Source organism: Halochromatium sp., from assembly GCF_046541315.1.
Lineage (GTDB): Bacteria > Pseudomonadota > Gammaproteobacteria > Chromatiales > Chromatiaceae > Lamprobacter.
The window spans coordinates 1-14,476 of the sequence record NZ_JBKHDN010000056.1 but is presented as its reverse complement, the minus strand read 5'-3'; the positions used below and the strand labels follow the sequence as shown (position 1 = coordinate 14,476).

The window sequence follows — 14,476 nt, the reverse complement described above, 5'->3', positions numbered from 1 at the left end:
CAGCGGTCCTTTTTAATAAGGATGATCGTCGGGCGAGACCATCCCCGCGGCCCGAGGGGGCAACCAGCAACCGCAGTCGATCGCAACAGCAACTCAGCGAGGTAACCGATATGAGCTTCGAGCTAATGGACACCCAGACCCAAAACGCCGTGATCAAGGTCATCGGTGTCGGTGGCGGCGGCGGTAATGCCGTCAATCACATGGCCGCCGCCAACATCGAGGGCGTCGAGTTCATCTGCGCCAATACCGATGCCCAGGCGTTGGAGAATGTCGCCATCAAGACCATCCTGCAGTTGGGCGCGGGCATCACCAAGGGCCTGGGTGCCGGCGCCGATCCCGACGTCGGTCGCCGTGCTGCGGAGGAAGACCGCGATCGCATCAAGGATGTGCTCGATGGCGCGGACATGGTCTTCATCACCGCCGGCATGGGCGGCGGCACCGGCACTGGCGCCGCGCCGATCGTGGCTGCGGTGGCGCGCGAACTCGGCATCCTGACCGTGGCCGTGGTCAGCAAGCCATTCGTGTTCGAGGGCGGCAAGCGCGCCAAGGTCGCCACCGATGGCATCCTCGAGTTGGAAAAGCACGTCGACTCGTTGATCACCATTCCCAACGACAAGCTGCTCGCGGTGCTCGGCAAGCAGATGAGCCTGCTCGATGCCTTCAGCGCCGCCAACGATGTGCTGCTGAACGCCACCCAAGGCATCGCCGAGTTGATCACCCGTCCCGGCCTGATCAATGTCGACTTCGCCGATGTCAAGACCGTGATGTCCGGCATGGGCGTGTCGATGATGGGCACCGGCTCGGCCACCGGCGAGAACCGCGCGCGCGAGGCCGCCGAGAAGGCCATCAACAGCCCGTTGCTGGAAGACATCGATCTGGCGGGCGCCAATGGCATCTTGGTCAATATCACCGCCGGCATGACGCTGACCATCGGCGAGTTCGACGAGGTCGGCAACACGGTGCGCGACTTCGCCGATGACAACGCGACCGTGGTGGTCGGTACCGTCATCGACCCGGAGCTGGAGGAAGAGCTGCGCGTCACCGTGGTCGCTACCGGCCTCGGCGATCGCAAGGCCGAGCGCCTCGCGGCGCGTGGCGGCGAGCCGAAGATGCGCCTGGTCGAGAACGAGCGCGACGGCTCGGCGCCGGATTACCGCGACATGGACCAGCCGGCGTATATCCGCAACAAGCGCGCCGCTAGCGGCGCTGGCGGCGAGGCCACCGCAGCGGACCTGGACTATCTCGATATCCCGGCCTTCCTGCGCCGGCAAGCGGATTGATCGAGGGTTGCCCCACAGCGTCCATGCTGGGGGCTCGATTCAGGCGTTGTTTCCCGCGAAAGGATTCAACGCTTGATAATAATCCGGGAAAACCCTAATATCCATGGGCCGTGAAATCCGCGCCATGCTGAAGCCCATGGAGGGGCTCCGTCGATCGGCCGCAACCAAGAACCCATGATGCGGTCCTGTGCCAGGGTGCCGGTTACCGTAACGCTCGGAGGAGCGCCAATGATCCGCCAACGAACACTCAAGAATGTGATTCGGGCAACCGGCGTCGGCTTACATACCGGGGAGAAGGTCTATCTGACGCTCCGCCCAGCGGCCGCCGACACCGGTATCGTCTTTCGCCGCACCGACCTCGAGCCGGTCGTCGATATCCAGACCAACCCGCTGCATGTAGGTGACACGCGGCTCTCGACCACCCTCTGCAATGGCGACGTCCGGGTCTCCACGGTCGAACATCTGCTCTCGGCCTTCGCTGGCCTTGGCATCGACAATGCCTTTGTCGATCTGAGCGCGGGCGAGGTTCCGATCATGGACGGCAGCGCGGCCCCGTTCGTGTTCTTGCTCCAGTCCGCGGGCATCGAAGAGCAGCCTCGCCCGCGCCGCTTCATCGCGATCAAGAAACCCATCGTGGTCGAGGATGGCGACAAATATGCGCGCTTCGACCCCTGGGATGGTTTCAAGGTCGAGTTTTCGATCGATTTCGACCATCCTGTGTTCGCCTCGCGGCTGCAAACGGCGATGATCGATTTTTCCACCACCTCCTTCGTCAAGGAGATCAGTCGCGCGCGCACCTTTGGCTTCCTGCGCGATATCGAGGCCTTGCAGCAGCAGCACCTCGCGCTCGGCGGCAGCCTCGATAATGCCGTCGTGGTCGATGATTTTCGCGTGCTGAACGAAGGCGGGCTCCGTTACGAGGACGAATTCGTCAAGCACAAGATCCTGGATGCGATTGGCGATCTCTATTTGCTCGGACATCCGCTCATCGGTGCGTTCCGTGGTCACAAATCCGGCCACGCCCTGAACAATCGTCTGCTGCGTGCATTGCTCGCGGATCGATCGGCATGGGAAGAGGTGACCTTCGACGACAGCCTGGATCTGCCCATCCGCCATGGACAGCCGATCCCTGCCCATGGATGAATGCCGGATGCATCGAGGTTCAGCGCGTTTGCCATCGCCCGTCGGATTAGAACGACGTGCGGTTGAGCGTGCGAGCGAGGCGCGCGAGTGCCAAGGTCAGATCAGAGTCGTCGGCGCCGCGGCTATCCGGGCCATCGCCCGCGCTTTCGGCCCTGGGGCGAGACGGCGGCGGCCGAGGCACGGCGCGCGCGGTGTGCGGCAGCACGCGCACCCGACAGCGCTCGACCTCGATGCCGGCAGCCTTCAGACTGGCGATTCGCTCGCAACAAAGAAACCGAAAACGCTCGACCCAGACGGGGGAATCAACAAACAGCGTCAGTTCACCGGCCAGCAATGAGGCCTGGCAACAATGCCGGGCCATCTCCGCTGGCAGGTAGCCGCGGATCGCGCTCAGTAGCCGCTCGCGCCGCTCGATCTCATCGAGTAATGCCGCGATCGGCTTGCTCGCGCGTAGATGACGACGAACATGGGATGTTGGCTTAGGCATGGAACGGCGCCCCGGCGCGATCGAGAACCCTATCCTCACGTCCGTTCGGCATCAGCGCGCAGTCTCCACCGCGCGTCTATGACCGGATTCGATTGCGACACGCAGCAGGGTCGAACGACTCCGCTGCGAGCGCGAAAGACAACACTGCTCGGAGACACGATGCAACGGTTCAACGACAGTAACGCTCAATCCGGCCCCAGCGCTGTCTCGCTTCTCGCCGTCACGCTGATTGCCATGTTGGCCGGGATGACCGGTTTCTGGCTTGGTAAACATCGCTTTTCGACCCCCGCTCAGCTCGACCTCGGAACCGTCCTCACCCACGTCAACACCAGGCATTTCGCCAACGATGCGCGCGGCGCCGATGCCGAACTCGACAGTATCGCGATCCGCGTCGGTCAGCTTCAGGCCGAAATCATCCGCATCAATGCGCTCGGCCAACGCCTCGTCGAGATGTCCGGGCTCGATCGCGAGGAATTCGATTTTCGCCACCCCGCCCCGTCCGGGGGACCGGAAAAGGCCAGTCTGCGCGAGAACAGCGTCGACGAGATCGCGCAAGACCTCGCCAAGGTGCTGGCCAAGATCGACGACCGCAAACACAAGCTCGGCCTCCTCGAAACGCTGATCATGGAGCGGGAGCTGAAAAGCCATACGGTTCCAGATGGCTGGCCATTGACCACCGGCGGCGTGGTGACCTCGACCTTCGGCCTGCGTCGTCATCCGATTACCGGGCGACGCAGCATCCACAAGGGCATCGATATCGCCGCCCGTCACGGTGCCGATATCGTCGCCATGGCCGATGGCCTGGTGATCTTCTCCGGGCGCAAGAATGGCTACGGCAAGATCGTCGAGATCCAGCATCCCGATGGCCTGGAGACCCGCTACGCGCACAACTCGAGCAATCTGGTCCGCGAAGGCGAACTGGTCACCAAGGGACAGGTCATCGCCAAGCTGGGTTCCACGGGACGCTCGACAGGCCCCCATGTCCACTTCGAGGTCCGGCGGAATGGCAAGGCCATCGATCCCATGCGCTTCCTCGATCCCAGTGAACGCTCGCGCCTCGCCCGCCTCTAAGATTCCTTTCCGCCTGACATTCTTTCCGCGCCCCTGTTCCCGAATCCAGCGCCGTGGCGGAGTCGCCTCGCGGACCACACTCGGCGCGGCTTGTCGAATCCGCCGGCCCCAGGCTGCCCCCAGCCGCCCCCCAAGCCGCCCCCAGGCCGCCCCCAGGCCGCCCCCAGGCCGCCGGCGCGCCTGGACGCGGCGTCTGGCGGCGTTGGCCCAGGCGCGCCACCCCGGCGTCGGGTCTGCGAGGCCCGGGCGACTCCGGTATCATTCGCCGATTATTCCAGTCCACTACCTTAAAGAGCCCCATCATGGCCCTACGCCTTTTCCGAAAGGTCTTCGGCAGCCGTAACGAGCGTTTGGTCAAGCGGTTGATGAAGTCCACCGAGCAGATCAACGCGCTCGAGGACAGCCTCTCCACGCTCTCCGAGGAGGCGCTGCGCGCGCGCACCGGCGTCTTTCGCGAGCGGCTCGCCGAAGGCGCTACCCTGGACGATCTCCTGCCCGATGCCTTCGCCATCGTGCGCGAGGCCGGCAAGCGCGTGCTCGGCATGCGCCACTTCGATGTGCAGCTCGTCGGCGGCATGGTCTTGCACGATGGCAAGATCGCCGAGATGCGCACCGGCGAGGGCAAAACCCTCGTCGCCACCCTCGCCGCCTATCTCAATGCCCTGCCCGGGAAGGGCGTGCATATCGTCACCGTCAACGACTATCTGGCGCGTCGCGACGCGGCCTGGATGGGACAGATCTATCACGCACTCGGCTTGAGCGTCGGCGTCATCAACAGCTCCGGCGGTCAGGGGCCGGACAGCGCCTCGTTCCTGTTCGACCCGAGTTACGAGCCGCCCGAGCAGGAGGGCTATCGGCATCTGCGCCGTGCCAGCCGCCGCGAGGCCTACCACGCCGACATCACCTACGGCACCAATAACGAATTCGGCTTCGATTATCTGCGCGACAACATGGCGTTCACGCCCGAGCAGCGGGTGCAGCGTGACCCCTTCTACGCCATCGTCGACGAGGTCGACTCGATCCTGATCGACGAGGCGCGCACGCCCCTGATCATCTCCGGGCCGTCGGAAGGCAATACCGATCTCTATACCAAGATCGACAGGATCATCCCGAACCTGACGCGTCAGGAGCCGATCATCGACGACGAGGGCCAGCCCGACTTCGGCCCGGGCGACTACTCGCTCGACGAGAAGGCGCGCCAGGTCTACCTCAGCGAAGAGGGTCACGAGAAGGTCGAGCAACAGCTCACCGAGATGGGCCTCCTGGGCGCCGGCGAGAGCCTCTATGATGCCGGCAACATCGTGCTCATGCACCATGTCTACGCCGCGTTGCGCGCGCATGCGCTGTTCCAGAGGAATGTCGATTACATCGTCCGCGACGGCCAGATCATCATCGTCGACGAATTCACCGGCCGCACCATGCCCGGGCGGCGCTGGTCCGAGGGCCTGCACCAGGCGGTCGAGGCCAAGGAAGGGGTGGCGATCCAGCAGGAGAACCAGACCCTGGCCTCGATCACCTTCCAGAACCTGTTCCGGCTCTATCCGAAGCTCGCCGGCATGACTGGCACCGCCGACACCGAGGCGTTCGAGTTCCAGTCGATCTATGGCCTCGAGGTCACGGTGATCCCGACCAACCAGCCGATGATCCGCGACGATCGCGGCGATCTGGTCTATCTGACCCAAGAGGAAAAGTACCGCGCGATCATCGAGGACATCCGCGACTGCGTCGAACGCGGCCAGCCGGTGCTGGTCGGCACCGCCTCGATCGAGACCTCGGAGCTGGTCTCGGGCAAGCTCAAGGCCGAGAAGATCCCGCACGAGGTCTTGAATGCCAAGCAGCACGAGCGCGAGGCCGGCATCATCGCCCGCGCCGGCGAGTCCGGCGCCGTGACCATCGCCACCAACATGGCCGGCCGCGGCACCGACATCGTGCTCGGCGGCAACCTGGATGCCGAACTCGAAACGGCGACCAACGAGTCCGATCGCCGGCGCATCAAGGCCGACTGGAATCGCCGTCATGCCCAGGTCATCCAGGCTGGCGGCCTGCACGTGATCGGCACCGAGCGCCACGAATCCCGCCGCATCGACAACCAATTGCGCGGACGCTCCGGGCGCCAGGGCGATCCGGGTTCGAGCCGCTTCTATCTCTCGCTGCAAGACAACCTGATGCGCATCTTCGCCTCCGAACGCGTGGCCAGCATGATGCAGCGTCTCGGCATGCAGGAAGGCGAGGCGATCGAGCACCCCTGGGTGACCAAGGCGATCGAGAACGCGCAGCGCAAGGTCGAGGGGCGCAACTTCGATATCCGCAAACAGCTGCTCGACTACGACGACGTCGCCAACGATCAGCGCAAGGTGATCTATCAGCAGCGCCGGGAATTGATGGACAACGAGGATGTCTCCGAGACCATCGCCGCGATGCGCCATGATGTGCTCAACGAGCTGATCGACGGCTATATCCCACCGCGCAGTCTCGAGGAGCAATGGGACGTGGCCGGACTCGGTGCGGCGTTGCAAGAGACCTATGGTGGCGACTGGCCGATCCAGCACTGGCTCGACGAGGACGACGAGCTGCACGAGGAGACCCTGCGCCAGCGCATCGCCGCCCAGCTCGAGGCCCAGGCGGCGGAAAAAGAGCGGCTGGTCGGCGCCCAGACCATGCGCCAGATCGAGAAGGCGGTGATGCTGCAGACGCTCGATAGCCAGTGGAAGGACCATCTCGCGCAGATGGACTACCTGCGCCAGGGCATCCATCTGCGCGGCTATGCGCAGAAGAACCCGAAGCAGGAGTACAAGCGCGAGGCCTTCGAGATGTTCTCGGCGATGCTCGCGAGCATCAAGCAGGAGGTGGTCAAGACGCTGGCGCGGATGCAGCTGCAGATGCCCGAGGACATCCTGCCGCAGACACCGAGCGCGGACGTCTTCCAGTTCAAGCACGAGGCCTTCGCGGGGCTGCCGGCCTCGGCCAAGCAGGCCGCCGAGGCCGAGTCGGAGCAGGCAGCAACGCGTCAGGCGACGCCGGGCGCTGCGAGCGCCACGGGCGGCGCCGAGGATGCGCCACAGCCCTTCGTGCGCGACGGGCGCAAGGTCGGCCGCAACGAGCCCTGCCCCTGCGGCTCGGGCAAGAAGTACAAGCAATGCCATGGGCGCGTCTCCTGAGGCCGGGCGCATCATGCCCAAGCATGCCTCCATCCGTGGCGTCCGCGTCGCCGCAGTGCCGGCCGCGATCCGCTATCGCGAGCGCGACGACCTGGTCTTGATCGAATTGCCGGAGGGCACGGCCTGCGCGGCCACCTTCACCCGCAACGCCTTCTGCGCGGCGCCGGTCATCGTCGCGCGCGAGCATCTCGCCAAGGCCGCGCCCCGCTGGTTGCTGATCAATGCCGGCAACGCCAATGCCGGCACCGGGCGGCGCGGGCTCGAAGACGCGGTGGCCTGCTGCCAGGCGCTCGCGGCGCTGAGCGCGGTCGAGCCGGTTCGGGTGCTGCCCTTCTCGACCGGCGTGATCGGCGAGGATCTGCCGGTCGCTCGGCTCACCGCGGCCCTGCCGATGGCGCTCTCGGCCCTCGCCGAGGACGGCTGGGACGCCGCCGCGCGCGCGATCATGACCACCGATACCCAGCCCAAACGGGCGACGCGGCAGCTGATGCTCGGCGACCGGCGGGCGACGCTAACCGGCATCGCCAAGGGCGCCGGCATGATTCGGCCCGATATGGCGACCATGCTCGCCTTCATCGCCACCGACGCGGCGATCGAGCCCGGACTCCTGCAACAGTGCCTGAACCAGGCCGTGGCCGGCTCCTTCAACGCGATCAGCATCGACGGCGACACCTCGACCAACGATGCCTGCGTGCTCGCCGCTGCCGGCACCCTCGGCAATCCGCCCCTCGCTGATGCCAACGCGCCGGCGTTCATCGCCTTTCAACAGGCGCTCGACGCGCTTTGCGATGAACTCGCGCGCGCCATCGTCGCCGACGGCGAGGGCGCGACCAAGCTGGTCAGCATCGAGGTGAGCGAGGCCGGCACGGCCGCCGAGGCACGTCAGGTCGCCGAGACCATCGCGCATTCGCCCTTGGTGAAGACCGCGCTGTTTGCCGCGGACCCGAACTGGGGGCGCATCCTGGCCGCGGTGGGGCGCGCGGGCCTCGACGGGCTGGACATCGAGCGGGTGCGCATCTGGCTCGACGAGGTGCTCGTCGTCTCCGGCGGTGGCCGCGATCCGGGCTACGAGGAGGCGGCCGGGCGCGCCGTGATGGCCCAGGAGGCGTTCAGCATTCGGGTCGCGCTCGGCCGTGGCGGCGCCAACGCGCGCCTGCTCACCTGCGATCTCTCCTATGACTACGTCCGCATCAATGCCGAGTACCGGACCTAGCCCCTGACCTAGCCCGGAACGAGAGACGTCGCCCTGCTCGATGACGCAAACCCATGCCGCAGACAGCGCATAACACCGGGCTGATCCATGTCGCCGCCGGGGTCCTGAGCGATCCCGCAGGGCGCGTCCTGATCGCCCGGCGCCCCATCGCCACGCACCAAGGCGGCCTCTGGGAGTTTCCCGGCGGCAAGCTGGAGCCCGGCGAGCCGGTCGCGCAGGGCCTGGCCCGCGAACTCGACGAGGAACTGGGCATCCAGGTCAGCGCCTCGCGCCCGCTGATCCGTCTGCGGCACGATTATGGCGATCGCCGCGTCCTGCTCGACATCCATCGCGTGCTCGGCTATCGGGGCATCCCCAGCGGACGCGAGGGCCAGGCCTTGGATTGGCAACATCCCGAGCAGATGGACCCGGCGCGCTTCCCGGCCGCCGATCGCCCCGTCATCAGCGCGTTACGCCTGCCGAACCGTTATCTGATCACCGGTGCCGGAGCGCGTGACCCGAACGCCTTCGTCGCGCGCCTCGAACGCTCCCTCACCGTGGCCGATCCGCCCATCGTGCAACTGCGCGCGCCTGGACTCGACGCCCACGACTACGCCAAGCTGGCGCGACGGTGCGCCGAGGTTTGCCGCGCTGCCCAGGCCCGCTTGCTGTTGAACTGCGAGCCCCGCCTCGCCGCCGAGCTGCCCGGCGCCGGCCTGCATCTGACCGAGGCCCGACTCTCGGCCCTGCGCGAGCGGCCCGAGATCGGCAAGGCGCTGGTCGGCGCGTCCTGCCACGGCGCCAGCGCGCTGGCCAAGGCCGCCGAACTCGGCCTCGACTATGCCCTGCTGTCGCCCGTGCGGCCCACGCGCAGCCATGCCGACGCGATCCCGCTCGGCTGGTCTCGCTTTGCCGAACTGGTCGAAGACGCCTGCCTGCCGGTCTACGCCTTGGGCGGCGTCGATGCGGCCGATCTCGACGCCGCCATCGACCATGGCGCGCAAGGCGTTGCCGGCATCAGCGGATTTTGGGACTGACCCGCTCAGAGCGGACGCATTCCCCACAGCAGCAACAGAAGCACCGCGAACGCGCCAACTGCGTGCAGGAGTCGATCCCACCAGCGATGCCGGCGATGCAGGGCCTCGACGCCGTGATCGATCCGCGCGCATGTGGCGAGCGCGGGTTCGATGAAGACCCGCCGGTGATCGAGTTCGATGGCATCGGCCGCGATCACGGCCTCTTCGAGCCCGACCGCGTAGCGGCGCGGCTCCAGCGTCACGAGCTGGCGGCGCAGACGTTCATGCAGATGCATCAAGGCGGCATCGATATCGTCGAAGGCGGCGACGAACCTCAGCCCGGGGCGATCGAGCCGAGGTTCGCGCTCCTGCGTCCTGACCAAAACGCTCCCCTCTTGATCGAAAGGGGTTTCCAGCAGTAAATATCCTTTTTGCATCAGTGTTGCTGTTGCGCACTCGACGCGCCCTGTCGCTTCCGCCTGGCGCTGACGCACGCGCTCAGGCGGCGCTACCAGTCCAGGTCCGCGCCCTATCCGTGCCCTGGCTCAAGCAATCTCGGCGGTCAATTCCCAGTTGCATTGCTCGATCAGTTCTCGCGTCTCGCGTTTCAGCGGCGCGCGCTGATCGGGTTCGAACGGGCGGCCTTTAGACCAGGCCTGTTCGGCGATTTCCGCCTCGTACTGCAGGCCTTGGCGACGTAGATGCCATAAGGTATGGGTTTGTTTCGGAGTCATTATTTATGCCTCTATCGGGCAGACCACTTGGATCTCGAGACCCTGGCCTGCATCATTATCGTCGATCGTCGAATCGTCTCCGTTGAGCAACCGCCGCAGCGACCGTCCAAGACGTGCGTCCAAAAGGCAACAGCCGAGGCCGCCTTCGGCTTAGATGATAGCGCAAATGGCACAGTTCTCAATGGAGAGTTCTCAACTGGGTCGTTTCGATGTCGGGGCTTGGTCGGCATCGAGGCGGAATGCTGCGCCGCGTCAACCGAACACCCTGCGATGGCTTCCCAAGCAGGCGTATCGCCATTATGTTGAGAACGCGACACGTTTCTACCCCTGATCGATCATGTTTTTTTCTCAGCAGAACCATTGAGATGGAACAACGGGTCTCACCCCCTCTAACCTTGGCCCGGCTACCCGTGGGCAGCTGCGCCGTGGTCACCCAGATCGCCGGCGGCCATGCGCTACAGCGCAAGCTGCGCGGACTCGGCATCCGTCTCGGCACCGAGCTACGGGTCGAGCATCGACGCGGCTCGGGGCTGGTGGTCTCGGCCGGCAACACACACATCGCGCTCGGCGGCGGTATCGTCGAGAAGCTGATCGTGACGCGGCTCGATGACTCGACCCTAGACACAGCGGTCGACGCCGGATCCCCCGCAGGACTCGACGCAGCGCCCCAATCCGACTAGCGAGGCAGCCGCCTTTCATGGAGCCGTACCGGGATGAATCGCACACCTGATGAGCCGCACACCCCCGCGCCATCCACGGCGCCCTTGACCCTGGCGCTGGCAGGCAACCCCAACTGCGGCAAATCCGCGCTGTTCAACGCCCTCACCGGCATTCGCCAAACCACCGGCAACTGGCCCGGGGTCACGGTCGAACGGCGCGAAGGTCGCAGCGAACTCGACGGCCGCCCGGTGCGCGTCATCGACCTCCCCGGCATCTACTCGCTGGACGCGGATTCGCTCGACGAGCAGGTCACCCGCGACTATTTATTGAGTCGCGAGGCGGATCTGGTCATCAATGTCGCCGATGCCACCAATCTCGAGCGTCACCTCTATCTGACCATCCAGCTCTTGGAACTCGATGTGCCGGTCGTGCTGGCGCTGAATATGATCGACGTCGCGCGCAAGCGCGGCATCGAGATCGACAGCGACGCCCTAGCCGAGAAACTCGGCTGCCCGGTGGTGTCGGTGATCGCGGTCGCCAAGCAGGGCATCACCGAACTCAGCGCACGCGCGCTCGCCGTCGCCGAAGGTCGCGAAGCCGGCGGCCATGCGCTCGGCCATGATGAAAGCGTCGAACAGGCCATCGCCGAACTCGGCCCCAGGCTTGGCGGCACCGCCGCGCGCAACCAGCGCTGGCTCGCGCTGAAGCTGATCGAGGCCGGCCCTCAGGCGCACCTCGAGCACCCGCATGACCCCTGGCTCGAGGAACGTATTCAGCACTGGCGCGCGGTCATTGCCGCGCGCTCCGGCGAGGACGCCGACATCCAGATCGCCGACACCCGCTTCGCGCACGCGCATGCGCTGGCCAAGACCGTGCAGCGCCAGCGCGGCGCCGCCGGCGGCCATCTGTCCGATGCCATCGACCGCGTCGTCCTCAGCCGCCTCTGGGGCATCCCGCTGTTCCTGGCAATGATGTACCTGATGTTCGTGTTCACCATCAACATCGGCGGCGCCTTCATCGATCTGTTCGACGGCGTCGCCAGCGCGCTGTTCGTCGATGGCCTGGGCGCGCTGCTGGTCCAGCTCGGCGCCCCGGATTGGCTGCGGCTGATCCTGGCCGATGGCGTCGGCGCCGGTCTGAGCGTGGTCGCCACCTTCATTCCGATCATCGCCAGCCTCTACATCTTCCTCTCCGCGCTCGAGGATTCCGGCTATATGGCGCGCGCGGCCTTCGTCATGGATCGCTTCATGCGCTCGATCGGCCTGCCCGGCAAGGCCTTCGTGCCGCTGATCGTCGGCTTCGGCTGCAACGTGCCCGCAGTGATGGCAACGCGCACGCTCGAGAACGAGCGCGAGCGCAAACTCGCCATCCTGATGAACCCCTTCATGTCCTGCGGCGCGCGGCTCCCCGTCTATGTGCTCTTCGCCGCCGCCTTCTTTCCGCATTCCGGCCAGAATGTGGTCTTTGCCCTCTATCTGACCGGCATCGCGATCGCGCTGCTCACCGGCCTGGTGATGAAGCGGACCCTGCTCGCCGGTGCCAGCACGGGCTTCATGATGGAGCTGCCGCCCTATCACCTGCCCCGCCTGCGCGGGGTCTTGCTGCGGACCTGGGATCGCATCAAGCTGTTCCTGCGCGAGGCCGGCAAGGTCATCATCGTCATGGTCGTGATCCTGAATCTGCTCAGCTCGATCGGCACCGACGGGCGCCTGGATCAGGCCGACAGCGACGACTCGATCCTGGCCGTCGGGAGCCGTCTGGCGACGCCGTTGTTCGCGCCCATGGGCATCGGCCAAGACAACTGGCCCGCCGTGCTCGGCATCTTCTCCGGCGTGCTGGCCAAAGAGGTCATCGTTGGCACCCTCGACAGCCTTTACAGCCGGCTCGCCGCCGAAGCCGCGCCCGCGCAGGAAGAGCCGCCTTTTCGCCTGGGACCGGCGCTCGGCGCGGCCTTTGCCACGGTCCCGGCCAACCTGAGCGAGGTGGGTCAAGGCATCGCCGATCCGCTCGGTCTGGGGATTGGAAGCGAGGTCGACGCCGAGGCGATCGCCGCCGAGCAAGCCCTCACGCCCGGCACCTTCGGTGCGATGGAGGCGCGTTTCGACGGCCGCGCCGGGGCCTTCGCCTATCTGCTGTTCGTGCTGCTCTACTTCCCCTGCGTCGCCACCCTGGGCGCCATCGTGCGCGAGGCCGGCGCGCCCTGGGCGAGCTTCGTCGCGGTCTGGACGACGGGCATCGCCTACATCACCGCGACCCTGTTCTACCAAACGCTGACCTTCGAGCGCCATCCGCTCATCTCCGGGATCTGGATCGGCGGCCTGCTCGTGCTCTTGATCCTGGTCTTCACCGGCCTGCGCCTGTGGGGCCGGCGCGAGCGGGCGATGTCCTTCGACACCGCGCACGAGCGCGCCTGATGCTGACCCGAGCGCGCGATCTGGTGCGCCAGCAGGGCGTGGCCTCGCTGCAAGAGGTCGCCCTCCAGCTCGGCGTCTCGAACGCGGTCGCGCGGGCACTGTTGCAGAAGTGGATCGAGAAGGGGCGCATCGAGCGCCTCGCAACGCCTGCCGCCTGCCGCGGCTGCACGCTCTGTGACAGCGCGCCGCGCGAACTCTATCGCTGGTATGAGCCTCGGCACGAGAACGGCGCTCAATCCGGCTCCGGCAGCAATTCCAAGGTGCCGAGCGCCTGCTCTGCAGCCGGGCCCTCCCAGGGCCAGGGGTGCGAGCGGCCGGCCAACCAATCGTCGAGCTGATCGGCCCGGAAGCGCGACAGGCGATGCCCGGATTGCCCGAGCGGCAGGGTGCCGCGGGTCGCGTCCCAGTCGCTCGGCGCGAACACGACCCGCAGCGAGGGGATATTGCCGATCTCGCGCGGGCGCGTCAGCGGCGCCAAGGCGACGTCGATGGTGCCATGATCGCCGCCACGGCCGAGGGGGCCAAGATTGAAGAGATCCCCGAGCAGCGGCTGGCCGTCGAAGGCATGCGGGAAGGTCAGCCGCCGCAGCTGCCCCAAGGTCGGCGCCTCCTCTCCCGGCACCGCCTCTTGTAAGGCGCGCGCTGTCGCCCGCAATGCCCGCGCCCAGATCGCTGCCGGTCCCTCCTGGTGCGCGGGCGTCTCGCGATCGTCCCAAAAGCGCGATTGGTCAGTGCGCATGGCCTCGGCCAGCGGCCCATAGGTGCGGGTCTCCAATCCCATCAGCAGCTCCAGATCCGGCCCCAGCTCGTCGCCGTAGAGCGCCCGATAGAGGGCCGGACGCAAGAGCACGAAGAAGGCGGCGGGGCGGCTGTCCTGCCGAAAATCCCCGGACCAATCCAGCAGTCGCCTCTCGGCGAGACTGGCCGCTGTGGGATCGAGGCGCCTGATCGCGGGCAGATGCCGCCGCAAGGAGGCCAGGTAGAGCGCCGCCTCCGGGCTGACGCGATCGGTCTGCATGCGCGCCATGCGCTCGCCATCGAACCGCCCAGGGCGCTCCAGCAGCGCCTTGATGCGTTGGGCGCGAAACGGCGCCAGCCAGGAATGGCCGAGCGCCGGTTGCGCCTCGTCGCCGGCGCTCATTGCGTCGTTGGCGCTCACCAAGCGATCGCTGCTCGGCGCGGTCACGCCCGGATTGCGCGCGAATGGCAGAAAACCGTTCCAGCCATAGCCGGACACCCAGCCCGGTGCCGGGAAGGCGCCGCTGCCGCGCTCCCGACGCGGTAGCAGGCCCGACACCTGCCTGGCGATGCGGCCATCGCG

13 protein-coding genes are annotated in these 14,476 nt (G+C 66.5%); 9 read left to right on the top strand and 4 right to left on the bottom strand.

The genetic code is table 11. The features are described from left to right. Nucleotides 1–110: 110 nt before the first annotated feature. Nucleotides 111–1,280, top strand: coding sequence for a cell division protein FtsZ (gene ftsZ, locus ACLFQI_RS05880; protein WP_410757953.1), 1,170 nt, complete (start codon nucleotides 111–113; stop codon nucleotides 1,278–1,280). 228 nt (nucleotides 1,281–1,508) lie between these two features. Next, the gene (gene lpxC, locus ACLFQI_RS05875) at nucleotides 1,509–2,423 is read left to right on the top strand and encodes a UDP-3-O-acyl-N-acetylglucosamine deacetylase (protein ID WP_410757952.1); all 915 of its coding nucleotides are present in this window, start codon (nucleotides 1,509–1,511) and stop codon (nucleotides 2,421–2,423) included. 46 nt (nucleotides 2,424–2,469) lie between these two features. Here the strand turns inward: lpxC and ACLFQI_RS05870 are convergent, their stop codons facing one another. Next, nucleotides 2,470–2,910 (bottom strand): DciA family protein, encoded by a 441-nt coding sequence (locus ACLFQI_RS05870; RefSeq protein ID WP_410757951.1) that lies wholly within the window; start codon nucleotides 2,908–2,910, stop codon nucleotides 2,470–2,472. A gap of 159 nt (nucleotides 2,911–3,069) precedes the next feature. On the opposite strand from ACLFQI_RS05870, the gene ACLFQI_RS05865 reads away from it, so the two are divergent. The 4 genes from ACLFQI_RS05865 (at nucleotide 3,070) to ACLFQI_RS05850 (ending at nucleotide 9,368) form a co-directional block, all read left to right on the top strand. Next, the gene (locus ACLFQI_RS05865) at nucleotides 3,070–3,981 is read left to right on the top strand and encodes a M23 family metallopeptidase (RefSeq protein ID WP_410757950.1); all 912 of its coding nucleotides are present in this window, start codon (nucleotides 3,070–3,072) and stop codon (nucleotides 3,979–3,981) included. A 302-nt stretch (nucleotides 3,982–4,283) separates the two neighbouring features. Then, on the top strand, nucleotides 4,284–7,139 hold the full coding sequence (gene secA / locus ACLFQI_RS05860; protein ID WP_410757949.1) for a preprotein translocase subunit SecA: 2,856 nt from the start codon (nucleotides 4,284–4,286) through the stop codon (nucleotides 7,137–7,139). 13 nt (nucleotides 7,140–7,152) lie between these two features. Then, nucleotides 7,153–8,352, top strand: a complete 1,200-nt coding sequence (argJ, locus tag ACLFQI_RS05855) for a bifunctional glutamate N-acetyltransferase/amino-acid acetyltransferase ArgJ (RefSeq protein WP_410757948.1) — start codon at nucleotides 7,153–7,155, stop codon at nucleotides 8,350–8,352. A gap of 53 nt (nucleotides 8,353–8,405) precedes the next feature. Beyond that, on the top strand, nucleotides 8,406–9,368 hold the full coding sequence (locus ACLFQI_RS05850) for a Nudix family hydrolase (protein ID WP_410757947.1): 963 nt from the start codon (nucleotides 8,406–8,408) through the stop codon (nucleotides 9,366–9,368). 5 nt (nucleotides 9,369–9,373) lie between these two features. On the opposite strand, the gene ACLFQI_RS05845 is transcribed toward ACLFQI_RS05850, so the two are convergent. Both ACLFQI_RS05845 and ACLFQI_RS05840 read right to left on the bottom strand, forming a co-directional pair. Beyond that, the gene (locus tag ACLFQI_RS05845) at nucleotides 9,374–9,730 is read right to left on the bottom strand and encodes a hypothetical protein (protein WP_410757946.1); all 357 of its coding nucleotides are present in this window, start codon (nucleotides 9,728–9,730) and stop codon (nucleotides 9,374–9,376) included. A gap of 162 nt (nucleotides 9,731–9,892) precedes the next feature. Continuing rightward, nucleotides 9,893–10,081: a hypothetical protein gene (locus ACLFQI_RS05840; protein WP_410757944.1), complete on the bottom strand. Its 189-nt coding sequence runs from the start codon at nucleotides 10,079–10,081 to the stop codon at nucleotides 9,893–9,895. A 365-nt stretch (nucleotides 10,082–10,446) separates the two neighbouring features. On the opposite strand from ACLFQI_RS05840, the gene ACLFQI_RS05835 reads away from it, so the two are divergent. From ACLFQI_RS05835 to ACLFQI_RS05825, 3 genes are read left to right on the top strand one after another with little or no spacing between them, the layout of a single operon-like run. After that, nucleotides 10,447–10,761, top strand: a complete 315-nt coding sequence (locus ACLFQI_RS05835) for a ferrous iron transport protein A (protein ID WP_410757943.1) — start codon at nucleotides 10,447–10,449, stop codon at nucleotides 10,759–10,761. Between the two features lie 33 nt (nucleotides 10,762–10,794). Further along, nucleotides 10,795–13,155 carry a Fe(2+) transporter permease subunit FeoB gene (gene feoB, locus ACLFQI_RS05830; protein ID WP_410757942.1) on the top strand — a complete coding sequence of 787 codons (2,361 nt, stop codon included), beginning with the start codon at nucleotides 10,795–10,797 and terminating at the stop codon, nucleotides 13,153–13,155. Continuing rightward, complete coding sequence (locus ACLFQI_RS05825) at nucleotides 13,155–13,493, top strand: FeoC-like transcriptional regulator (RefSeq protein ID WP_410757941.1); 339 nt, start codon at nucleotides 13,155–13,157, stop codon at nucleotides 13,491–13,493. Before feoB ends, ACLFQI_RS05825 begins: the two co-directional genes overlap by 1 nt. Here ACLFQI_RS05825 and ACLFQI_RS05820 read toward each other — a convergent pair. Next, the coding region (locus tag ACLFQI_RS05820; protein ID WP_410757940.1) for a penicillin acylase family protein at nucleotides 13,388–14,476 on the bottom strand (1,089 nt) is incomplete at its 5' end. The genes ACLFQI_RS05825 and ACLFQI_RS05820 overlap by 106 nt on opposite strands.

Bases quoted from the DNA above. Each gene is read 5' to 3' on its own strand.
- ACLFQI_RS05850 (WP_410757947.1), top strand. From the start codon at position 8,406: ATGCCGCAGACAGCGCATAACACCGGGCTGATCCATGTCGCCGCCGGG.
- ACLFQI_RS05870 (WP_410757951.1), bottom strand. From the start codon at position 2,910: ATGCCTAAGCCAACATCCCATGTTCGTCGTCATCTACGCGCGAGCAAG.
- secA (WP_410757949.1), top strand. From the start codon at position 4,284: ATGGCCCTACGCCTTTTCCGAAAGGTCTTCGGCAGCCGTAACGAGCGT.
- feoB (WP_410757942.1), top strand. From the start codon at position 10,795: ATGAATCGCACACCTGATGAGCCGCACACCCCCGCGCCATCCACGGCG.
- ACLFQI_RS05835 (WP_410757943.1), top strand. From the start codon at position 10,447: ATGGAACAACGGGTCTCACCCCCTCTAACCTTGGCCCGGCTACCCGTG.
- argJ (WP_410757948.1), top strand. From the start codon at position 7,153: ATGCCCAAGCATGCCTCCATCCGTGGCGTCCGCGTCGCCGCAGTGCCG.
- lpxC (WP_410757952.1), top strand. From the start codon at position 1,509: ATGATCCGCCAACGAACACTCAAGAATGTGATTCGGGCAACCGGCGTC.
- ftsZ (WP_410757953.1), top strand. From the start codon at position 111: ATGAGCTTCGAGCTAATGGACACCCAGACCCAAAACGCCGTGATCAAG.
- ACLFQI_RS05840 (WP_410757944.1), bottom strand. From the start codon at position 10,081: ATGACTCCGAAACAAACCCATACCTTATGGCATCTACGTCGCCAAGGC.
- ACLFQI_RS05825 (WP_410757941.1), top strand. From the start codon at position 13,155: ATGCTGACCCGAGCGCGCGATCTGGTGCGCCAGCAGGGCGTGGCCTCG.
- ACLFQI_RS05865 (WP_410757950.1), top strand. From the start codon at position 3,070: ATGCAACGGTTCAACGACAGTAACGCTCAATCCGGCCCCAGCGCTGTC.